The organism is Nocardioides glacieisoli (assembly GCF_004137245.1).
Taxonomy (GTDB): Bacteria; Actinomycetota; Actinomycetes; order Propionibacteriales; family Nocardioidaceae; genus Nocardioides; species Nocardioides glacieisoli.
This window is the reverse complement of the sequence record NZ_SDWS01000010.1, coordinates 162,535-183,764: the sequence shown is the minus strand read 5'-3', so window position 1 is coordinate 183,764 and position 21,230 is coordinate 162,535. Positions and strand designations below refer to the sequence as shown.

16 protein-coding genes and 2 tRNA genes are annotated in these 21,230 nt (G+C 72.2%); 14 read left to right on the top strand and 4 right to left on the bottom strand.

Going from position 1 to position 21,230, the window contains the following annotated elements:
* The first annotated feature begins 282 nt into the window (after positions 1 to 282).
* Both EUA06_RS19350 and EUA06_RS19345 read left to right on the top strand, forming a co-directional pair.
* On the top strand, positions 283 to 3,321 hold the full coding sequence (locus EUA06_RS19350) for an ExeM/NucH family extracellular endonuclease (RefSeq protein WP_129478838.1): 3,039 nt from the start codon (positions 283 to 285) through the stop codon (positions 3,319 to 3,321).
* A 109-nt stretch (positions 3,322 to 3,430) separates the two neighbouring features.
* On the top strand, positions 3,431 to 4,675 hold the full coding sequence (locus tag EUA06_RS19345) for a multidrug effflux MFS transporter (protein WP_207208440.1): 1,245 nt from the start codon (positions 3,431 to 3,433) through the stop codon (positions 4,673 to 4,675).
* 103 nt (positions 4,676 to 4,778) lie between these two features.
* Here the strand turns inward: EUA06_RS19345 and EUA06_RS19340 are convergent, their stop codons facing one another.
* From EUA06_RS19340 to nemA, 3 genes are all read right to left on the bottom strand, one after another.
* On the bottom strand, positions 4,779 to 6,695 hold the full coding sequence (locus EUA06_RS19340; protein ID WP_129478836.1) for an ABC transporter ATP-binding protein: 1,917 nt from the start codon (positions 6,693 to 6,695) through the stop codon (positions 4,779 to 4,781).
* Positions 6,692 to 8,572 carry an ABC transporter transmembrane domain-containing protein gene (locus EUA06_RS19335; protein ID WP_129478834.1) on the bottom strand — a complete coding sequence of 627 codons (1,881 nt, stop codon included), beginning with the start codon at positions 8,570 to 8,572 and terminating at the stop codon, positions 6,692 to 6,694. Before EUA06_RS19335 ends, EUA06_RS19340 begins: the two co-directional genes overlap by 4 nt.
* A gap of 78 nt (positions 8,573 to 8,650) precedes the next feature.
* A complete protein-coding gene (gene nemA / locus EUA06_RS19330) occupies positions 8,651 to 9,745 on the bottom strand; it encodes an N-ethylmaleimide reductase (protein WP_129478832.1) in 1,095 nt (364 codons plus the stop codon).
* 95 nt (positions 9,746 to 9,840) lie between these two features.
* Between nemA and EUA06_RS19325 the strand changes: the two genes are divergently transcribed.
* The 12 genes from EUA06_RS19325 (at position 9,841) to EUA06_RS19270 (ending at position 20,202) form a co-directional block, all read left to right on the top strand.
* Positions 9,841 to 12,252, top strand: coding sequence for an FdhF/YdeP family oxidoreductase (locus tag EUA06_RS19325; protein WP_277985684.1), 2,412 nt, complete (start codon positions 9,841 to 9,843; stop codon positions 12,250 to 12,252).
* A gap of 42 nt (positions 12,253 to 12,294) precedes the next feature.
* A complete protein-coding gene (locus EUA06_RS19320; RefSeq protein WP_129478830.1) occupies positions 12,295 to 13,236 on the top strand; it encodes a pirin family protein in 942 nt (313 codons plus the stop codon).
* A gap of 62 nt (positions 13,237 to 13,298) precedes the next feature.
* A complete protein-coding gene (locus EUA06_RS19315; RefSeq protein ID WP_129478828.1) occupies positions 13,299 to 14,972 on the top strand; it encodes an MFS transporter in 1,674 nt (557 codons plus the stop codon).
* A gap of 47 nt (positions 14,973 to 15,019) precedes the next feature.
* Positions 15,020 to 15,739: a DUF2652 domain-containing protein gene (locus tag EUA06_RS19310; protein WP_129478826.1), complete on the top strand. Its 720-nt coding sequence runs from the start codon at positions 15,020 to 15,022 to the stop codon at positions 15,737 to 15,739.
* Positions 15,740 to 15,771: 32 nt separating this feature from the next.
* Positions 15,772 to 16,371, top strand: a complete 600-nt coding sequence (locus EUA06_RS19305; protein WP_129478824.1) for a DNA-3-methyladenine glycosylase I — start codon at positions 15,772 to 15,774, stop codon at positions 16,369 to 16,371.
* Positions 16,371 to 17,813, top strand: coding sequence for an amidase (locus EUA06_RS19300; protein WP_129478822.1), 1,443 nt, complete (start codon positions 16,371 to 16,373; stop codon positions 17,811 to 17,813). The genes EUA06_RS19305 and EUA06_RS19300 overlap by 1 nt, the downstream gene beginning before the upstream one ends.
* A gap of 47 nt (positions 17,814 to 17,860) precedes the next feature.
* Positions 17,861 to 17,933: transfer RNA gene (locus EUA06_RS19295), tRNA-Thr, on the top strand.
* Between the two features lie 38 nt (positions 17,934 to 17,971).
* Positions 17,972 to 18,048 (top strand) — tRNA-Met (locus tag EUA06_RS19290).
* 40 nt (positions 18,049 to 18,088) lie between these two features.
* The gene (gene rpmG, locus EUA06_RS19285) at positions 18,089 to 18,259 is read left to right on the top strand and encodes a 50S ribosomal protein L33 (RefSeq protein WP_090969093.1); all 171 of its coding nucleotides are present in this window, start codon (positions 18,089 to 18,091) and stop codon (positions 18,257 to 18,259) included.
* A gap of 92 nt (positions 18,260 to 18,351) precedes the next feature.
* On the top strand, positions 18,352 to 18,744 hold the full coding sequence (locus tag EUA06_RS19280; protein WP_129478820.1) for an FAS1-like dehydratase domain-containing protein: 393 nt from the start codon (positions 18,352 to 18,354) through the stop codon (positions 18,742 to 18,744).
* Complete coding sequence (locus EUA06_RS19275) at positions 18,741 to 19,151, top strand: MaoC/PaaZ C-terminal domain-containing protein (protein ID WP_129478819.1); 411 nt, start codon at positions 18,741 to 18,743, stop codon at positions 19,149 to 19,151. Before EUA06_RS19280 ends, EUA06_RS19275 begins: the two co-directional genes overlap by 4 nt.
* Positions 19,138 to 20,202, top strand: coding sequence for a UDP-N-acetylmuramate dehydrogenase (locus EUA06_RS19270; RefSeq protein WP_129478817.1), 1,065 nt, complete (start codon positions 19,138 to 19,140; stop codon positions 20,200 to 20,202). Before EUA06_RS19275 ends, EUA06_RS19270 begins: the two co-directional genes overlap by 14 nt.
* Here EUA06_RS19270 and EUA06_RS19265 read toward each other — a convergent pair.
* Positions 20,199 to 21,227, bottom strand: a complete 1,029-nt coding sequence (locus EUA06_RS19265; RefSeq protein WP_129478815.1) for an adenosine deaminase — start codon at positions 21,225 to 21,227, stop codon at positions 20,199 to 20,201. The genes EUA06_RS19270 and EUA06_RS19265 overlap by 4 nt on opposite strands.
* Positions 21,228 to 21,230 lie beyond the last annotated feature (3 nt).

The following is a 21,230-nucleotide window of genomic DNA, read 5'->3' as shown; positions in this document are numbered from 1 at the left end:
GGTGCACGAACTGCAGGCCATCACCGCCTGACCCACGGAGGATCACGCGGCGTACACCACCTGACGGGACTTGACCCTTCAGCAATTCCTAGCCCAGCGCATGTTCACCTAGCAGTGCGGGCGAGGTCACGACGAGTGTGCCGGTGCCGTGTGGACGAGGTCGCTCTGACGTCGGCCACATGTGACAAAATCAATTCACAATTTGGACTGATGCTGCCCAGCAAGAGTTCACCCGCTCGGCTTAGCCTTTGAGAAATCTCACTCTTCCAACAGAGGACTCTCGTGGCCGACTTGCCCAGACTTTCCCTCCCATCCGTTCGTGGTTCGGGCAAGGCGGCCGTCGCGGTCGCCACACCCTTTGCGCTGCTCGCCGGCATGGTCGCGGCAGCCCCGCCCGCGGCAGCCGCCACGGACCTCTACTTCTCCGAGTACGTCGAGGGGTCGAGCAACAACAAGGCCCTCGAGATCTACAACGGCACGGGCGCCGCCGTCGACCTCGCCGCGGGCGGCTACAACGTCCAGCTCTTCTCGAACGGGGCGTCGACCCCAGGCCTCACCCTCCAGCTGACCGGCACGCTAGCGGCGGGCGACGTGTACGTCATCGCCTCCTCGCAGGCGAACGCCGCGATCCTCGCCCAGGCCGACCTGACCAGCGGCGCGGGCCTTTGGAACGGCGACGACGCGCTCGCCCTGCGCAAGGCCAGCACGACCCTGGACGTCATCGGCCAGATCGGGTTCGACCCGGGCGCCGAGTGGGGCACCGGCCTCACCAGCACCGCGGACAACACCCTCCGCCGCAAGGCCTCCGTCGGCGGCGGGGACCCCGTCGGCAGCGACGTCTTCGACCCGGCCGTCCAGTGGGACGGATTCGCCACCGACACCGTCGACGGGCTCGGCTCCTACGCCGGGACCCCCGGCGGTGGCGGCCCCGCGGCCCCGGTGCTCACCTGCGCCACCGCCGTCAGCACCACCGTCGGCACAGCGACCACGTCGCAGCTGTCGGCCACCGACGCGGACAGCGCCATCACGGGCCTCGCCATCACGTCCGCCCCCGTAGCGGGCATCACTCTCTCCTCCGCGACCGCCGCCGCCGGGCAGGCCGCGACCGGAACCCTGTCCGTAGCAGGTACGACCGCTGCCGGCACCTACCCGGTGCAGGTCACCGCCACGTCGGACGACGGCGCGACAGCGACGTGCACTGTCACGGTCACCGTCTCCGAACCGCTCGAGACGAGCCTCGTCTCTGAGGTCCAGGGCTCGGGCGCCACCTCGCCGCTCGCGGGCCAGGACGTCCAGGTCGAGGCAGTCGTCACGTCGCTCATCACCAGCCGCGACGTCCTCGACGGCTTCTACGTGCAGGAGGAGGACGCGGACGCCGACGGTTCCGCAGCGACGTCGGAGGGCATCTACGTCTTCTGTGGTTCGGCCTGCCCGAGCGGCCTGGCCGCCGGTGATCAGGTGAAGGTCGTCGGCACAGTCGCCGAGTTCTTCGAGAACACCCAGATCAACGCCACCAGTGGGTCGGTCGACGTCCTCGGCTCGGACCTGCCGACGCCCACCGCTGCCGTCGTGACGCTGCCGGCGAGCGGCTCCACCGAGGCGCCGGCCACGTTCGAGACGGTCGAGGGCATGGTCACGACCATCTCCACCAAGCTGGCGGTGAGCGAGTACTTCGCGCTCGCGCAGTTCGGCGAGATCGTCCTCACGGCGAACGAGCGCGAGTACCAGTACACGCAGACCGACGCGCCCAGCGTCGAGGGCTTCCAGGCGTTCACGGCTGACCTGGCGACCCGCCGGATCGTCCTCGACGACGCCAGCAACGACCAGAACGACGCCACCAGCGGTCCGCAGGACAATGAGACCTACTACTACCCGACGCCCGGCCTGAGCACCGGCAACTACTTCCGTGGCGGGGACACGATCACCGGTCTCACCGGTGCCATGGAGTACTCCTTTGGTGCCTGGAAGCTGCGGCCCCTGCCCGAGGAGGACTACTCCTTCGACGTGGTGAACCCGCGTCCGACCGCGCCCGACGCGGTGGGCGGGCGCCTGAAGGTCGCCAGCTTCAACGTGCTGAACTACTTCGCCACGGTGGACACCACCTCGTCGAACAGTTCCGGCACCTGCGGCCCCGACGGCACCGACGACTGCCGCGGCGCCGACTCCGAGCAGGAGCGGGAGCGTCAGCTCGCCAAGATCGTGGCGGCGCTGGAGACCATCGACGCCGACGTCTTCGGTCTGATCGAGATCCAGAACGACTCGGGCCTCGCGACCCAGCAGATCGTCGACGCGCTCAACGCCGCCACGGCGCCGGGCACGTACGACTACATCGAGACGGGCTTCATCGGCACCGACGCCATCAAGCAGGCCTTCCTCTACAAGACCGCGACCGTCAACCCGGTCGGTGCGTACGACCTGCTGACCAGCGCGGACGACCCGCGGTTCGTCGACACGGCCAACCGGCCGGCGCTGATCCAGACCTTCGACGAGATCGCCACGGGCGAGCGGTTCACGGTGGCGGTGAACCACCTCAAGAGCAAGGGTTCGGGCTGCGGCGCGGGCGACGACTCGCCGGAGGACGGTTCGGGCAACTGTGACCTTACCCGTACGCAGGCGGCGGCAGCGCTGGCGGACTACTTGGCCACCGACCCGACCGGGAGCGGCGACCCCGACTACCTGGTCATCGGTGACCTGAACTCCTACTCCATGGAGCGTCCGATCACCACGCTCGAGGCGGCCGGCTACGTCGACCTGCTCGTGCGCGAGGAGGGCCTGGAGTCCTACGGTTACGTCTTCGACGGCCTCCTCGGCCACCTCGACCACGCGCTGGCCACTGAGTCGCTCGCCGATCAGGTGACCGGTGCCGGTGGCTGGAAGATCAATGCAGACGAGGTGCCTCTGCTCGACTACAACGACGACGTCAAGGACATCGGCGAGGCAGCCTTCGAGCGTGAGTCGTCAGCACTGCCGCTCTACGAGCCCGACCCCTACCGGTCGAGCGACCACGACCCGGTCATCGTCGGGCTGAGCCTCGACACGGCCCCGGTGGCAGACGCCGGAGGCCCTTACACGGTCAAGCCCGGTGCCCGGGTTGTGCTCGACGCGTCGGGGTCCTTCGACCTCGAGGGCGAAGAGATCACGTTCGCCTGGGACCTGGACGGTGACGGCCAGTTCGACGACGCCACCGGCCCGACGGCCGTCTTCCGCGCGAACCGTGCCCCTGGCAGCTACACCGTCGCGGTGCAGGTGAGCGATGCAGACGAGTCGTCGGTCGACGAGGCCGTCGTCACCGTCACGCCCCGCGGGCAGCAGTCGCGCTGACGGAGGGTCGTCTGACCTCGAGTCAGTCAGCAGCGGGGGTCGGCCACTGGCCGGCCCCCGCTGCCGTCGCAATGCCGCCCGGCTTCCGCCCGGGTGGTGTGATGTCCGGGTGACGACGGGGGAGCGGGTGGAGCCGACGGTGCTCACGCCTCGCGTCGTGGCGTTCATCCCGCTCGTGCTGGCGCTGCTGTCGATGATCGGCCCGTTCAGCATCGACACCCCTTTCCCGGCGTTCGCCGAGATGGGCGACGCGCTGGAGGTGTCGTCCGCCGAGCTGCAGCTCGTCGTGACGGCCTACATGCTCGCGTTCGCGTCGATGAGCCTCTTCCACGGTCCGCTCTCCGACGCCATCGGTCGCCGCCCGGTGATCATGGGCTCCCTGCTGGTGTACGCCGTCGCCTCGGTCGCGTGCGCGTTCGCCCCGTCGCTGGAGTGGCTGCTCGTGGGCCGCGTCGCCCAGGGGCTGGCGGCAGGCGGCTCGACCATCGTGAGCCGCACCGTCATCCGCGACCTCTTCGACGGGCCGAGGGCCCAGCGGATGATGAGCCAGGTCGCCGTGATCTTCGGCGTGGCGCCGGCGATCGCGCCGATCGTGGGCGGACTACTGATCCAGGTCGGCCCGTGGGAGACGGTCTTCTGGTTCATGGCCGCGCTCGCCCTGCTGCTGGCCATCGTCTCGGTGGTCCTGCTGCCCGAGAGCCACCCGCCCGAGAACCGTGTGCCGTTGCGCGTCGGCGAGATCTTCCGCGGGCTCGCCGAGGTGATGCGGGTGCCCGCCTTCCACCGGATGACCTGGGCCGCCACGCTGGTCTTCGGCGCGCAGTTCCTCTACATCGGCGGCGCGTCGATCTTCGTGGTCGACCTGCTCGGGGAGGGAGAGCTCGACTTCTGGAAGCTCTTCGTCCCGATGATCGGATCGATGGTCGTCGGCTCGCTCGTGAGCGGCCGCTTCGGCCGGACGGTCACCAGCTCGCAGCTGGTCACCCTCGGCTACGCCGTGAGCACCGCCGGTGCCGCGATCGGCGTGGTCGTCGCCCTCACCCCTGCCGGCGAGGTGCTTCCGTGGGCCGTCGTCGGGATCTCCTTCGTGGCCTTCGGCAACGGGCTGGCCTTCCCCAACATCCAGATGCTGATGCTCGACCTGGTCCCCGCACGCCGCGGTGCCGTGATGTCCGCGTCGACGTTCGTGACGCTCGTCTTCAACGCGGTCAGCGCCGCCGTCGTCGCGCCGTACGCCGGTGGCTCCGTGCTCGGCTTCGCGCTCGCGGCGGCCGTGTGCGTGGTGCTGGGGTGGGGCTGCTGGCAGTGGCACCGGGTGGCCGGGCGCCGCGAGGTCGCGGCCGCCTCCGCCTGACGCCTTCCCCACCTCCCGCCGGTTGGGGTGGCGGCAGATTGCAGGACCTGGCCGTCCAAAGATGCGATGTGCCGCCACCCCCGAGGCGTCGACGCGGGACGCCTCAGGACGTCCAGGCCCGCCAGAGGGCGGCGTACTGCCCGTCGAGGCGGATCAGCTCGTCGTGACTGCCGAGCTCGACGATGCGCCCGTCGATGACGACGGCGATGCGGTCGGCGTCGTGGGCGGTGTGGAGCCGGTGCGCGATGGCGACGACCGTACGGCCCTCGAGGAGGTTGTTCATCGACCCCTCGAGCGTGCGGGCCGTCCGCGGGTCGATGAGCGAGGTCGCCTCGTCGAGCACGAGGGTGTGGGGGTCCGCGATGATCAGCCGCGCGAGCGCCACCTGCTGGGCCTGCGCCGGCGTCAGCGCGAAGCGGCCGGAGCCGATCATCGTGTCGAGCCCCTGCGGCAGCCGCTCGACCCAGAGCAGCGAGCCGACCGCGCTGAGGGCGGCGCGGACGTCGTCGTCGGTCGAGCCCTCGCGCGCCAGCACGATGTTGTCGCGCACCGAGCCGATGAAGACGTGGTGCTCCTGGGTGACCAGGGCGACCTCGGTCCGCAGCACCTCGAGCGGCAGGTCCACGAGCTCGACCCCGCCGACGCTGGCCGACCCCGTCCGCGGACGGTTGATGCCGGACAGCAGCCGGCCGAGGGTGGACTTGCCCGAGCCGCTCGGCCCGACGATGGCCAGGCGCTCGCCCGGAGCGAGACGCAGGTCGACCCCGTGCAGGACGTCGTGGCCCTCGCGGTAGGCGAAGCGGAGGTCCTCACCGACCAGGTCGATGCCGTCGGGCAGCCGGTCGCCGGCCGTGCGGTCGGGACGGACCTCGGCGATGCCGAGCAGCCGACTGGTCGACGCGGCACCGACCTGGAGCCGGTCGATCTCGCTGATCAGCCGGTCGAGCGGGTCGGCCAGCGCCTCGACGTAGAGCACCGCGGCGGTGATCTGCCCGAGGTCGGCCCAGCCGCGGGAGTAGGCGTACGCCCCGACGAGCAGGGTGATCACGCGCGGGGTCTGGAAGGCGAAGTTGAGCGCCGCGAAGAGGATGTTGCGCAGCGACATCGTGTAGCGCTCGGCCTGGGCCGACACGTCGATGTCGTCGTCGCCGGCCCGCACCCGCTTGCCGGAGAGGCCGAGCGACTCGACGGTGCGCGCGCCCTCCACGGTCTCGGTCAGGGTGGTGTTGATCCGGGAGTACGTCGACCCCTCGGTGATGTAGGCCTTCGGTGCGCGGCGCAGGTAGGTGCGCACCGCCCACGTCGAGGTGGCGAAGGTCAGCAGCGCCGGGACGGCGAGGACGACGGAGTTGAGCAGCATCGCGCCGATCGACATCACGACGGTCAGCAGCGAGATGATCGCCATCGGGACGCCGTACTGCACCGAGCGGCTCATCGTGCCGACGTCGCGGGTCACGCGGGTGACGAGGTCGCCGGTGCTCGCGCTCTCGACGGCGCCCAGGGGCAGCCGCAGGATCGTCCGCACGATGAACTCGCGCGCGGTCGAGAGCAGGTCCTGGCCGAAGAGTGTCGACGTGCGCTGCGCGACGAAGGTGAAGCCCGCCTGCGCAAGCACGACGCCCACGATCACCAGCGCCAGCTGGCCGAGCGGCCGGCCGGTGCCCTCGACCGTCGTGTTGACCAGCTCGCCGAGCAGCCGCGGCACGACGAGGCCGGCGCCGGCGGCCAGCGCGTTGAGCACGACGAGCGCGGCGAACGCGCGGCGTCGGGTCCGGAAGAGGTCCTTGAAGAAGGCGAGGACCTCCTTGTTGCCGGCCACCGGCCAGCCCCGGTCCGGGTTGCGCGACGCGGAGTAGACGTCCTCGGCGCGCTGACGGCGCAGGTCGTGGCGCTGCCGGAAGGCGTGCCACCGCTCGCCCCACGAGGCGTCGGTCGGCGGGGCCAGCTCGGGCGGGACCACCGGCGGGTCGAGGGTGCGGTCGCGCCAGGTGTCGGGCGAGGTGGCGAGGAGGTCGGTCACGAGGGCACCTCCTCGTCCATCGCGCGCACGACGACGTTGCGGTAGGCCGCGTCGTGGGCGAGCAGGTCGGCGTGGTCGCCCTCGGCGACGACCTGGCCGTCGCGCAGCAGCACGACCCGGTCGGCGTGGTGCAGCCACAGCGGGGACACCGTGCAGACGACGGTCGTGCGGCCGCCGCGCAGCTCGCTGACGCGCTCGGCGATCCGGGCCTCGGTGTGCGCGTCGACGGCCGACGTCGGCTCGACGAGCACCAGGACCGGGGCGTCGGCTGCCAGCGCGCGGGCGAGCACGACCCGCTGGCGCTGCCCGCCGGACAGGCCGCGGCCGCGCTCGTCGAGCTGGCCCTGCCACCCCTCGGGCAGTGCGTCGTAGACGTCCTCCGCGTTGGCGACCCGCAACGCGTGCTCGGCCTGCTCACGGGTGAGCGTGCCGTGGGGGTCGATCGCGTCCTGCAACGTCCCGGCGAACAGGCTGCTGCTCGTGTCGCTCACCAGCACCTGGCGTCGTACGTCGACGAGGCGGGCGGCGGACAGGTCGACACCGCCGAGCCGCACGCCCCACTCGCGCGTGGCGGCCTCCTCGTCACGCGCGGCGATGCGCGCGCGACGGCGTTCGCGGTCGGCCCGGGCACGACGGGCGGCACGGCCCTTGAGGCCGTCGCCGTCGTCCTCGCCGACGGGGTCGGTGTCGGGCGGCAGGTAGCGGCCGAGGCGGTCGGCGAGCGCCGAGCTCTGCTCGGGGACGGCGCTCACCACGACGGTGAGCAGCTCGGGGTGGGCGGTGAAGCCGCTGAGGTCGTCGACGATCTCGCGGCTGCCGTCGAGCGGCTGCGGGTCGGCGGGGTCGCGCCACGGCGGCCGCTGCTCGAAGATCGCGATCGCCTTGCGGGCGCTCACCAGCGCCCGGGTGGTCTTCTGGGCGAGCTCGAAGAAGGTGCGGATCGGGCCGACCATGAAGAGGCCGTAGCCCAGGAAGCTGACCAGCTGGCCGACCGTCAGCTCGCCCGCCTGCACCTGGCGGGTGCCGAGCCAGACCAGCGTGACGAGGAAGATCCCGGAGAAGAGGACGCCCACGGCCTCGACCGCCGCCTGCCAGATCCCCGATGAGACGCCGGCCTTGCGGGCGTGCTGCGACTGGGTGGCGTAGTTGCGGCCGAAGGTGTCCTCCCCGCCGATCCCGCGCAGGATCCGCAGCCCGGCGACGATGTCGGTGGCGAGCGAGGTCAGCTCGGAGTTGCGGCTGCGCTCGACCTGCTGGCGGCGGTGCAGCGGTCGCAGCAGGGGCATCGCGGCGACCACGAGGACCGGGGCGGCCACCAGCACCACCACGCCGAGCTGCAGCGACATCGTCAGCACGATCGCGGCGACCGTCAGGTAGGACACCAGCTGGGCGATGGACCGGGCGAGGATCTCGGTCAGCGCGCCGAACTCGTCGGAGTCGCTCGCGGAGACGCTCAGCACCTCGCCGGTCGGCGATCGCCGGGGGAGCACGTGCCCCATCTGCGCGACCTTGCGGGTGACCATCTGGGTCGTGCCGTAGAGGCTGATCAGCCAGCTGCGCACGACCAGCGTGTGGAACACGACGCCGAAGACGCCGCCCACCAGGACGACGGCGAGCATCACCCCGGCCCAGCCGAGCAGGGCGCTCGTCGAGCCGGCCAGGATGCCGTCGTCGACGGCGCGACCGAAGATGTAGGGGCCGAAGGTCAGGGGCAGCAGCCACAGCAGGCACGACAGCGTCGACAGCGCGATGACCTGCCACTGCTGTCGCAGCATCCACCGCAGGAACGCCGCGGGCGACCGGGTGTCGGGGTCCGGGGTGGGGGCGACGTCGGTGCCGGTGAAGAACGTCGCGATCCGGGGAGGAAAGTCCTGCATGTCGAGGTCGACCCTAGGCGCCGCCACCGCTGCGGCACGAAGCATTAACTGCCGCAGCGGTGGCCGGGCGGAGAGGGCTCAGGCCGCTCCGTGGACCGGGTAGTCGGTGTAGCCCTCGGCGCCGCCGCCGTAGAAGGACTCCGGCCGCGGTGGGTTGAGCGGGAGCCCCTCGGACAGGCGCCGCGGCAGGTCCGGGTTGGCGATGAACGACCGGCCGAACGCGGCCGCGTCGACGAGGCCGGCACCGAGGAGCCGCTCGGCCTTGGCGAGGTCGTAGCTGCCGGCGCCGACGATCGGGCCGGGGTGGGCCTCGCGCAGCGCCCGCCGGTAGTCGTCGTCGAGCTCGGGGCCGCCCGCCCAGTCGGGCTCGGACAGGTGCAGGAACGCCAGTCCGCGGCGGCCGAGCTCGCCCGCGACGAAGAGCCCGGCGTCCGCACCCTCCGGGTCCTCCGTGCCGTTGAAGGAACCGATCGGGGAGATCCGGACCGCCACCCGGTCCGCCGACCAGGCGTCGACGACGGCGTCGGTGACCTCGAGCATGAGTCGCGCCCGGGCGGCGAGCGGGCCGCCGTACTCGTCCGTGCGCTGGTTGCTGTCGGCGGCGAGGAACTGGTGGAGCAGGTAGCCGTGGGCGCCGTGGATCTCGACGAGGTCGAAGCCGGCGGCGCGGGCGTTCTCAGTCGCGCGGCGGTAGTCGTCGACCACCCGGGGGATCTCGTGCAGCTCGAGGGCACGGGGGGTCGGGCACGCGACGCGCACCGGACGACCGTCCTCGCCCCGGACGGACGTCCGGTTGCGGTAGGGCAGCGCGCTCGCCGACACCGGGAGACCTCCGTCGTGGAAGGACTCGTGGGAGACCCGGCCGACGTGCCAGAGCTGGGCGGCGATCAGGCCACCCGCCTCGTGGACGGCATCGGTGACCTCGCGCCAGCCGGCGACCTGCTCGGCGCTGTGGATGCCGGGGGTGTCCATGTAGCCCTTGCCCTCGGGGCTGATCTGGGTGCCCTCGGAGATCAGCAGCCCCGCGCCGGCGCGCTGGACGTAGTAGTCGCGCATCAGCTCGTTGGGCACGTCGCCCGGCACGGTCGCCCGCATCCGGGTGAGGGGGGCCATCAGCACGCGGTTGTCGATGCGGACGGCGCCGAGGTCGAGGGGCTCGAAGAGGGAGGGCACGGGTGGGCCAACCGGTGCTCCGTCCCGCCTATTCCGACGGCCGACCGGTCCCTACGGGCGGTGCGTCGTCACGACCGTCGGGGCAGGATGGGGCGGTGACCTTCCTCTCCCAGCTGCGAGACGTGCCGGCCAGGCTCCGCAACCAGTCCCGGCAGGTGCCCACCCGCGACATCGACGAGTCGGAGGTGGAGGTGGACTCGACGGCGCACGCCGCCGCAGGCGCCACCGCCGTCGCCGTGGCGATGCGGCGGGCAGTCGGACAGATGGGTCCGGTCCGCACCGCGTCGACGCTGCTCCGGCTCAACCAGGTCGACGGCTTCGACTGCCAGGGGTGCGCGTGGCCCGACCCGGCACCCGGCCACCGGCACACGGCGGAATTCTGCGAGAACGGCGCGAAGGCGGTGGCCGAGGAGGCGACCCGCCAGCTGCTCGACCGCGAGTTCTTCGCCACCCACTCCGTCGAGGACCTCGCCGGTCGTACGGAGTTCTGGCTCGGCAAGCAGGGCCGCCTCACCGAGCCGATGGTGCTGCGCCCGGGAGCCACCCACTACGAGCCGGTCTCGTGGGACGACGCGTTCGCCACGATCGCGGGCCACCTCGATCGCCTCGACCACCCCGACCAGGCGACCTTCTACACCTCGGGCAAGACCTCCAACGAGGCGGCGTTCGCCTACCAGCTCTTCGTGCGGGCCTTCGGCACCAACAACCTCCCCGACTGCTCGAACATGTGCCACGAGTCGTCCGGCTCGGCCCTCGTGGAGACCATCGGCATCGGCAAGGGGTCCGTCAGCCTCGAGGACATCCACCAGGCCAAGCTGATCCTGGTCGTCGGCCAGAACCCCGGCACCAACCACCCGCGGATGCTGTCCGCGCTGGAGGAGGCGAAGTCCCGCGGGGCGAAGATCATCGCGATCAACCCGCTCCAGGAGGCGGGGCTGGTCCGGTTCAAGAACCCCCAGAACGCCAAGGGCCTCACGGTCGGGACGGCGCTCGCCGACCTGCACCTGCCGATCCGACTCAACGGCGACCTCGCCTTCTTCCAGGCGGTCGGCTCGCTGCTGGTCGAGTGGGACGCGCTCGACCACGACTTCCTCGAGCAGTACGTCACCGGCTTCGAGGAGTACGCCGCCCACGTCAAGGACCTCGACTGGGCCAAGGTCGAGGCCTCCACCGGCCTCACCCGCGAGCAGGTCACCGAGGCGGCGCGGATGATCGCCGACTCGCCGGCCACCATCACCTGCTGGGCGATGGGCATCACCCAGCACCACAACCCGGTCGCCACGATCAAGGAGATCGTCAACGTCGCCCTCCTGCAGGGCAACATCGGCAAGCCCGGCGCGGGCGTGTGCCCGGTGCGCGGCCACTCCAACGTCCAGGGCGACCGGACGATGGGCATCTGGGAGCGGGTGCCCGACCACTTCCTCGACCGGATCCGCGACGAGTTCGGCTTCGACCCGCCGCGCGAGCACGGCCTCGACACCGTCGGCTCGATCGAGGCGCTGCGTGACGGCAAGGTCCGTGTCTTCTTCGGCATGGGCGGCAACTTCGTCGGCGCCTCTCCCGACACCGACGCCACCGAGGCCGCGATGCGCAACGCTGCGCTGACCGTGCACGTGTCCACCAAGCTCAACCGCTCGCACGTCGTCCACGGCGGCGAGGCGCTGATCCTGCCGGCGCTCGGCCGCAGCGAGAAGGACCTCACCGGTGGCAAGGTCCAGCGGGTCACCGTCGAGGACTCGATGTCGGCGGTGCACGCCTCGCACGGTCCGCTCGATCCGCCGTCGGAGCACCTGAAGTCCGAGGTCGACATCATCTGCTCGCTCGCCCTCGCCACCCTCGGCGAGGACTCGCCGGTCCCGTGGGCGGCCTTCCGCGACGACTACACCGAGATCCGTCGCCGGATCGCCCGCGTCGTCCCCGGCTGCGCGTCCTACGAGGAGAAGGTGGACGAGCCCGGCGGGTTCGTGCTGCCGCACCCGCCGCGCGACAGCCGGACCTTCGAGACCCCGAGCGGTCGAGCCGTCCTCACGTCGACGCCGATCGACGTGCTCGACGTGCCGCGCGGACGGTTCCTGCTGCAGACGATGCGCTCGCACGACCAGTTCAACACCACGATCTACGGCCTCGACGACCGCTACCGCGGCGTCAAGGGCGGTCGCCGGGTGCTGTTCGTGAACCCCGACGACCTGCGCGACCTCGGCTACGCCGACGGCGACGTGATCGACATCGTCAGCGAGTGGAAGGACGGCGTCAAGCGGACCGCGCGCTCGTTCCGCCTGGTGCCCTACGACCAGCCGCGCGGGTGCGTGGCCGCCTACTACCCCGAGGCCAACCCGCTCGTCCCGCTCGACTCGACCGCCGAGAAGAGCAACACCCCGGTCTACAAGTCGATCGTGGTCCGCCTCGACCGGCCCGGCGCGGCGGGGCAGGGGACGGGCGAGTCCCACGGCTCGGGCGACCAGGGCGAGGGCTCGCACCGCCAGGACGACCCGCACCACCTGAGCTGACCCGGCCGCGCACGTTCACCCCTGCGGGTACGGTGGCGCACGATGACCACGCACATCGACGTGCTCACCCCGCGCGAGGTCCCGCTCGGTGGTCCTCGGGCCATGCGCGTACGACGCACGCTGCCGCAGCGGCACCGGTCCCTGATCGGCGCCTGGTGCTTCGTCGACCACTACGGGCCCGACGAGGTCGACGAGACCGGCGGCATGGTCCTCCCCGCCCACCCCCACACCGGGCTGCAGACGGTGAGCTGGCTCTTCGACGGCGAGCTCGAGCACCGCGACTCGGTCGGCAGCCTCGCGACCGTGCGTCCCGGCGAGGTCAACCTGATGACGGCCGGCCGCGGGATCAGCCACACCGAGGTCTCCACCCCGGGCACCACGGTCCTGCACGGCGCGCAGCTCTGGGTCGCCCTGCCCGACGCGTCCCGCGACTGCGACCCCGGCTTCGAGCACTTCGCCCCCGAACCGGTCCGCGGGCCCGGCTGGGAGGCGCGCGTCTTCATCGGCTCCGCCTTCGGCACCTCCTCGCCGGTCACCACCCACACGCCGCTGCTCGGCGCCGAGGTGATGCTCGCGACCGGCGGCAGCGTCGACGTCGAGGTCGACGAGTCCTTCGAGCACGGCGTCCTGGTCGACGTCGGACTCGTCGAGGTCGACGGCCAGGAGCTCAAGCCCAGCGAGCTCGCCCACCTCGCCCCCGGACGTACGACGCTCACGGTGACGGCCCACGAGGAGGCCCGCCTGCTGCTGCTCGGCGGACCGCCGTTCGGCGAGCCGATCGTGATGTGGTGGAACTTCATCGGCCGCGACCACGACGAGATCGCCGCCTACCGCCGCGAGTGGCAGGACCAGATCACCGCGGACGGTGCCGTCGTGGAGGACGGCCGCTCGGTCGCCGACGGCCGGTTCGGGAAGGTCGACCTCGACCTCGCGCCCATCCCCGCTCCCGAGCTGCCCAACGTCAGGCTCAAGCAGCGCCGCTGAACCCGGTCATTCTCCGACCGATCTTGACCCAACGCCCCGGCGCCCGGTCCTACAGTCGCAGGATGGGGGAGACTGGGTCGCGACAGCGCCTGGCCGACGCCGCGTCCGCCTTCACCAGCAACGCCCGCAACCCCGACCTGCGTCGGGCCCAGCTGAGCTTCCTCGGTGCCTGGACGGCCGAGTGGGCGTTCACGGTCGCCCTCGGCATCGTGGCCTACCGCGACGGCGGAGCGGTCGCCCTCGGTCTCGTCGGGCTGCTGCGGATGCTGCCGTCGGCGCTGCTCGCCCCGGTCCTCTCGCCGTTCGCCGACCGCGGGCGGCGCGAACGCGTCCTCGTCGTGGTCTCGACGGTCCGCGGCGTCGTCACGGGAGCCGCAGCGGTGGTCGCGGCGCTCGGCCTCGCGCCGGTGGCGATCTACGCACTGGCGGTGCTCTCCACGATCGCCGCCACGCTGTTCCGCCCCGCCCACTCCGCGCTGCTGCCGTCGCTGTGCCACACCGGCCACGAGCTCGCGAGCGCCAACGTCGTGCGCGGCATGCTCGACTCCGTCGCCACCCTGGTCGGACCGCTCGTGGCGGCAGTGCTGCTCGAGGTGGCCGACGTCGACGTGGTGTTCGCCGTCGCCGCGGCCGCGTCGCTGTGGTCGGCGGCGCTGCTCCTGCGCCTGCACTACGACGCCCCGCCGCGCCCCGACGCGGTCCGCACCCCCCACCTGTTGCGCGAGGTGGTCGAGGGGCTCGGTGTCGTCGCCCGCGACCGCGACCTGTCGCTCGTGCTCGGTCTCGCGGCCGCGCAGTCCTTCACCCGCGGAGCCCTCACCGTCTTCTCGGTGCTGGTCTCGATCGAGCTGCTGGGTCGTGGCGAACCCGGGGCCGGCACGCTGATGACCGCGGTCGGGGTGGGCGCGGTGTGCGGGTCGCTCGCCGCGTCGCTCCTCGTCGAGACGCGGCGCCTGGGCGGTTGGTTCGCGCTCGGGGTGACGCTGTGGGGCCTCCCGCTGGTGCTCGTCGGACTGGTGCCGGCGGACGCCGCGGCTCTGGCGTTCATGGCCCTCGTCGGCGTCGGCAACGCGCTCATCGACGTCGCCGGCTTCACGCTCCTGGGCCGGATGGCACCCGACCAGGTCCTGGCGCGGGTCTTCGGCGTGCTCGAGAGCCTCGTCGCGATCTCGATCGGCGCCGGTGCGCTGGCGACGGCCTGGATCGTCGACGCGTGGGGACTGCGACCGGCCCTGGTGGTCGTCGGCCTGGTGTGTCCGGTCCTCGCCGCCGCGTCGTGGTGGCGGCTGCGGGCGCTCGACCGCACGGTGGGCGAGCACGACGAGGTGGTGGGCCTGCTGCAGCGCGTGCCGATGCTGCGCACCCTTCCGCTGCCCTCGGTGGAGCAGCTCGCGCGTGGCCTCGAACCGGTGACGGTGCCTGCCGGAGCCACGGTCTTCCACCGCGGTGACGTCGGCGACCGCTACTACGTGGTCGAGTCGGGCCGGGTGGACGTGCTCGGGGACGACCGCGTCATCGCCTCGCTCGGCCCGGGGGAGGGGTTCGGCGAGATCGCCCTCCTGCGCCGGAGCACCCGCACCGCCAGCGTGGTGGCGACCACCGACCTGAGGTTGCAGGCGCTGGGCTCCGACCACTTCCTCGCCGTCGTCCTCGGCTACACCCCCAGCGCCCGGGAGGCGTCCCTGGGCGTCGACCAGCTGCTCGACCGCTACGACCCCGACCGATCCGACCCCTGACCCCCGCGCCGGCCCCGGACGGCGCGAACCCACTGCGAAGGTGACCCATGGCCCCCACCCACGGACTGCTCCTCATCGCCGACATCGGCGGCTACACGACCTACATGAGCACCCACCGGATGAGCCTGGCGCACGCCGAGGTCAACACCGCGCGGCTGCTCGGCACGGTCATCGACGCGGTGCCCGGCCTCGAGCTGGTCGAGATCGAGGGGGACGCCGCGTTCCTCTACCGCGAGGTCGGCACGAGCGACCCCGACCAGCTCGTCGAGGAGGTGGCGCGTGCCGCGAGCGCCATGCACCGCGCCTTCCACGTCGAGCGGCAGTACGTCGCCAAGAACCTGTGTCCCTGCGCGGGCTGCAAGGAGGTCGCCGACCTCTCGCTCAAGTTCGTGGCCCACGTCGGCGAGGTCGCGACGCAGACGATCCGCGACCGCCTCAAGCTGGTGGGCATCGACGTGATCCTGGTGCACCGCCTGCTCAAGAACACCGTCCCCCTCCGCGAGTACGTCCTGCTCACCGAGCAGCTCTACCGCGAGGGCTCCCCGGCGCTGACCGGCGTGGTCGGGGAGGTCGAGCCCGACCTGGAGGGCTTCGGCCCGGTCAAGGCCTACTACGTCGCCGTCGAGTCCCTCCGGACGACGTCCCCCGAGCCGGTGCCGGCGCCGACCTGGCGCGGTCGCCTCACCCGCACGGCGTACGCCGCCGGGGCGGGACTGCCCTACATGCTCGGTCGCAAGGGCAGGGGCCGCGCGGCTGCCGCCGGCTGAGCGGTGTCGGTGCCGTGCGCGAGGATGCCGTCATGGGTGCGGGCGTCGGAGCAGTCGTGGGCGCGGACGGCATCTCCCGCTGCCCCTGGGGTGCGGGCGACCCGGTCAACACGGCCTACCACGACAGCGAGTGGGGGATGCGCGTCTCCGGTGAGGCCGCCCACCTCGAGCGGCTGACGCTGGAGGCCTTCCAGTCCGGCCTGTCCTGGCTGACGATCCTCAACAAGCGCCCCCACTTCCGCTCGGCCTTCGCCGACTTCGACGCCGACGCCGTCGCCGCGTTCGACGAGACGGACGTCGAGCGGCTGATGGCCGACCCCGGCATCGTGCGCAACCGTCGCAAGGTCGACGCCGCGATCGCCAACGCCCGTGCGACGGTCGCGCTGCGCGAGCGGGGCGGCCTCGAGTCCTTCATCTGGTCCTTCCGCCCCGAGCCGGCCACGGCGCCGCGCACGACGGACGACGTGCCGACCACCTCGCCGGAGTCGGTCGCCCTCGCCAAGGCCCTCAAGAAGGCCGGCTTCGCCCACGTCGGGCCGACCACGATGTACGCGCTGATGGAGGCCATCGGCCTCGTCGACGACCACCTGGAGGGCTGTCACCGGAGGGGCTGCGCCACTACCCTCCCCTGATGACCCGCGTGCACGCCTTCTCCGCCGACGACGCCCTGTCCGACCTCGACGCCACCGGCCTGGTCGAGGCCTACCGCGCCGGCACGGTCTCGATGCCCGAGGTCGTCGACGCGGCCATCGCCCGCACCGAGCAGGTCGACGCGACCCTCGGCGCGGTCGCGCACGCGGCGTACGACCGGGCTCGTGCCGAGGCGCGCGACCCCCGCCCCGGCTGGTTCGCGGGCGTGCCGACCTTCGTCAAGGACAACGTCGACGTCGAGGGGATGCCCACCCAGCACGGTGCCGACGCGTTCCGCGCGCAGCCCGCGAAGGCCGACGGCGACTTCGCCCGGATGTACCTCGCGACCGGCCTCGTCCCGCTCGGCAAGACCCAGCTCTCGGAGTTCGGGTTCTCCGGCGCCGCCGACCACGTGCGCCTCGGCCCGGTGCGGAGCCCGTGGCACACCGACCACTACGCCGGGGCCTCGTCGGCGGGCTCGGCCGCCCTGGTGGCCGCCGGTGCCGTGCCGATCGCGCACGCCAACGACGGCGGCGGCTCGATCCGCATCCCGGCCGCGGTCAACGGCCTCGTCGGCCTCAAACCGACCCGCGGGCGCCTGGCCCAGGACCGGATGATGCGTGAGATGCCGGTGCGGATCGTCTCCGACGGCGTGCTCACGCGCAGCGTCCGCGACACCGCTGCGTTCTACCGCGAGGCGGAGAAGATCTGGCGCAACCCGCTCCTCGCTCCGGTCGGCGACGTCACCCGCCCCGGCAAGGCACGCCTGCGGATCGCCGTCGTCACCCAGGGCATCGGTCGCGACTCGAGCCCCGAGGTGCGCGAGCTGACCCTGAGGACGGCCGCCCTGCTGGAGGGCCTCGGCCACCACGTCGAGGAGATCGACAACCCCGTGCCCGCCACCTTCCCCGAGCACTTCGTGCGGTTCTGGTCGCTGCTGGCCTACGTGATCGCCAAGCGCGGCCACAAGGACTACGGCGACACCTTCGACGCGACCAAGCTCGACAACCTCACCCTCGGCCTCGCCCGGCACGCCGGTCGCAGCCTGCACAAGCAGCCGTTCTCGATCGCCGTCCTCCGCGCCTCGCGCCGCCTCGCGGCCAGGCACCGGGAGTCGTACGACGTCACCCTCACGCCGACGCTCGCGACCGAGACGCCCCGGGTCGGGCACCTGCGCCCGGACCAGGACTACGACGACATCATGTCCCGGCTGATGGACTGGGTGGCGTTCACGCCGCTGCAGAACGCGACCGGCGAGCCGGCCGTCTCGCTGCCCCTCGCGACGACCGCCGCGGGCCTCCCGCACGGCATGATGCTGGCCGCCGGAGCCGGCCGCGAGGCCCGCCTCCTGGGGCTCGCCTACGAGCTCGAGGAGGCCGTCGGATGGCCCCGGATCCAGGGCCCCCGGCAGGCCCTCGAAGAGGGGTCGGAAGCCGTCTCCTGAGCCGATTTCTCATCGCGGCACACGCGTGTGTATCGTTCTCCGTCGTTGCCCCTTTAGCTCAGTCGGCAGAGCGTCTCCATGGTAAGGAGAAGGTCTACGGTTCGATTCCGTAAAGGGGCTCTGGATCGGATTTCCCCCCGGGGTCGTCCGGCCTCCGCGGCGGGGTAGCTCAGGTGGTTAGAGCACACGGCTCATAATCGTGGTGTCGCGGGTTCGAGTCCCGCCCCCGCTACCACCAAGTCACCCTGCATCACCCGCAACGAAAAGGTTCAGCCATGGCCAGCAAGTCTTCTGACGTTCGCCCCAAGATCACGCTCGCGTGCACCGAGTGCAAGGAGCGCAACTACATCACCAAGAAGAACCGGCGCAACGACCCCGACCGCATCGAGCTGAAGAAGTTCTGCCCGCGCTGCCGCAACCACACCGCGCACCGCGAGACCCGCTGACGCTTCTTCGCCGTCACGCCCGACCCGTCCGAGCCCGCTCGGACGGGTTGTCGTGTTTCTGGGGCCGCGGTCGACCCGGCTAGGGTCGTCGCATGCCTGTCGACCTCTCGCTGGTGGGGCGTGAGTTCCCCGCGCCGGCCCCGCTGACCATCACCCCGGAGCGGGTCGGCGCCTTCGCCGCAGCCGTCGGACACCCCGGCACCGGCGTCCCGCCGACCTTCCCGATCGTGCTGGCCTTCGACGCCATGATGGCCTTCCTCGACGCCGAGGAGATCGACCTCCACCGCATCGTCCACGGCGAGCAGCGCTTCGCCTACGCGCGCCCCCTGGCGGTCGGTGACGAGCTCACCGCGACGCTCACCGTCACGGGCCTGCGCCAGATCGGCGGCGCCGACATCATCGCCACCGCCAGCGAGATCACCGACGCCACCGGCGCGGTCGTCTGCACCGGCAAGGCCACCCTCGTCCACGGAGGCGCGTCATGAGCTCGACCTTCACGGCCGGCGACGTCCTCGAGCCGAAGACCTTCACGATCACCCGCGCCGACCTCGTGGCCTACGCCGGTGCGAGCGGGGACCAGAACCCGATCCACCAGGACGAGGAGGTCGCGAGGAGCGTCGGCCTTCCCGGCGTCATCGCGCACGGGATGTACACCCTCGCCCTCGTCGGCCGCGCGGTCGCCGAGTGGACCGATGGCGCGGAGGTCGTAGACCTCGGCGCGAAGTTCACCAGCCCCGTCGTCGTACCCGCCGAGGGCGGTGCGGAGGTCGTCGTCGCCGGCACGGTGAAGTCGGTCGCCGACGGCCTGGCCACGCTCGCGCTCGAGGTCACCTGCGACGGCACGAAGGTGCTCGGCATGCCCCGGGCCGTCGTGAAGGATGCCGGTGCCTGACCCGGTGCTCCTGCGGGACCACACGACGCTGCGGCTGGGCGGTCCGGGCCGGGAGTGGGTCCGAGCGACGACCGAGGACGAGCTCGTCGCGGCGGTGTCCGAGGCGGACGCGGTCGGCACCCCCGTCCTCGTGCTCGGCGGCGGCTCCAACCTGGTCGTGGCCGACCAGGGCTTCGCCGGCCGGGTCGTGGAGGTCGCGACCACCGGGATGACCACGGACGCCGACGACTCGGGCGACCCGACCTGCTCGGGCGCGACCGTCACGGTCGCCGCCGGCGCCGGGTGGGACGACCTCGTCGCGGAGGCCGTCACCCGCGGCTGGGTCGGCGTCGAGGCGCTCTCCGGCATCCCGGGCTCGGTCGGCGCGACCCCGATCCAGAACGTCGGTGCCTACGGCCAGGAGGTCTCGCAGACCATCGCCCGTGTGCGGGTGTGGGACCGCAAGCTCAACGGCGTCCGGTCGTTCGCGGCGTCGGAGTGCCAGTTCGGCTACCGCTCCAGCCGCTTCAAGGCCGACCCCGGCCGCCACGTCGTCCTCGCCGTCACCTTCCAGCTGCGCCAGGGGGCGCTGGGCACGCCGGTCCGCTACGCGGAGCTCGCCCGCACCCTCGGCGTCGCGGAGGGTCAGCGCGCCCCGCTCGCCGACGTACGCGCCGCGGTCCTCGACCTGCGCCGCGGCAAGGGGATGGTGCTCGACGCCGCCGACCACGACACGTGGAGCGCCGGCTCGTTCTTCACCAACCCCTTCCTCACCCCCGACCAGGCCGCGGCCCTCCCCGCCGACGCCCCGCGCTGGGAGCAGCCCGACGGCACGGTGAAGTCGAGTGCCGGGTGGCTCATCGAGCACGCCGGCTTCGGCAAGGGGTGGACCAGTGCGGCCGCGGGGGAGCGGGTGTCGCTGTCGACCAAGCACGCCCTGGCCCTCACCAACCGCGGCGGTGCGACCACCGACGAGCTGCTGACCCTGGCCCGCGAGGTGCGCGACGGCGTCGAGTCCCGCTTCGGGGTCCGCCTGGTCAACGAGCCCGTGACCGTCGGCTGCTCCCTCTAGGAGAGCCAGGCCGCGATGTCGCGCCTCGCGCGCTCGACCACGTCGGAGGGGGCCAGCGACGCCTCGAACGACATCTCGGCCAGCCGGGCCAGCGTCGCGTCGTCGAGCTCGTGGGCGGCGCGCATCGTGGCGTACTGCCCCGCGAGCTGCGAGCCGAACAGCAGCGGGTCGTCCGCGCCGAGCGCGACGGTCGCGCCCGCCGCGAGCAGCTGGGGCAGCGGCACCGAGGTGAGGTCGGAGTAGACGCCGAGCGAGACGTTGGAGACCGGGCACACCTCGAGCGCCACCCCGGCCTGCACGATGCGGTCGAGCAGCTCGGGGTCCTCGGCACTGCGTACGCCGTGCCCGAGCCGTCGCGCGCCGAGGCTGTCCAGGCACTGGCGGACGTGCTCGGGGCCGCGGAGCTCACCGCCGTGCGGCACCAGCAGCAGCCCGGCGCGCTCGGCGATCCGGAACGCCCCGGCGAAGTCGCTCGTGCTGCCGCGTCGCTCGTCGTTGGACAGCCCGAAGCCGACGACGCCGCGCCCGGCGTACTGCCCGGCGAGCCGCGCGAGCGTGCGCGCGTCGAGCGGGTGCCGGGTGCGGTTGGCCGCGATCACGACCGCGATGCCGAGTCCGGTGCGCTCCGAGACGTCCCGCACGCAGTCGAGGACCAGGTCGGTGAACGCGGTGATCCCGCCGAACCGCGCCGCGTAGCCGCTGGGGTCGACCTGGATCTCCAGCCACCGCCCGCCGTCGCGCACGTCGTCCTCGGCCGCCTCGAGCACGAGACGGCGTACGTCGTCGGGCGTGCGCAGCACCGAGCGCGCCACGTCGTAGAGGCGCTGGAAGCGGAACCAGCCCTTCTCGTCGGCAGCGCTCAGCTGCGGTGGCCAGTCCTCGACGAGCGAGTCGGGCAGCGCGATCCCGTCGCGCTCGGCGAGCTCGAGGAGCGTCGCGTGGCGCATGGACCCGGTGAAGTGGAGGTGGAGGTGGGCCTTCGGCAGGGCCGACACGTCGCGGTGCCGCTCGACCCGATCTGCCACGCG

Bases quoted from the DNA above. Each gene is read 5' to 3' on its own strand.
- EUA06_RS19335 (WP_129478834.1), bottom strand. From the start codon at position 8,572: ATGCAGGACTTTCCTCCCCGGATCGCGACGTTCTTCACCGGCACCGAC.
- EUA06_RS19320 (WP_129478830.1), top strand. From the start codon at position 12,295: ATGACCACGCACATCGACGTGCTCACCCCGCGCGAGGTCCCGCTCGGT.
- EUA06_RS19315 (WP_129478828.1), top strand. From the start codon at position 13,299: ATGGGGGAGACTGGGTCGCGACAGCGCCTGGCCGACGCCGCGTCCGCC.
- EUA06_RS19310 (WP_129478826.1), top strand. From the start codon at position 15,020: ATGGCCCCCACCCACGGACTGCTCCTCATCGCCGACATCGGCGGCTAC.
- EUA06_RS19305 (WP_129478824.1), top strand. From the start codon at position 15,772: ATGGGTGCGGGCGTCGGAGCAGTCGTGGGCGCGGACGGCATCTCCCGC.
- EUA06_RS19300 (WP_129478822.1), top strand. From the start codon at position 16,371: ATGACCCGCGTGCACGCCTTCTCCGCCGACGACGCCCTGTCCGACCTC.
- rpmG (WP_090969093.1), top strand. From the start codon at position 18,089: ATGGCCAGCAAGTCTTCTGACGTTCGCCCCAAGATCACGCTCGCGTGC.
- EUA06_RS19280 (WP_129478820.1), top strand. From the start codon at position 18,352: ATGCCTGTCGACCTCTCGCTGGTGGGGCGTGAGTTCCCCGCGCCGGCC.
- EUA06_RS19275 (WP_129478819.1), top strand. From the start codon at position 18,741: ATGAGCTCGACCTTCACGGCCGGCGACGTCCTCGAGCCGAAGACCTTC.
- EUA06_RS19270 (WP_129478817.1), top strand. From the start codon at position 19,138: ATGCCGGTGCCTGACCCGGTGCTCCTGCGGGACCACACGACGCTGCGG.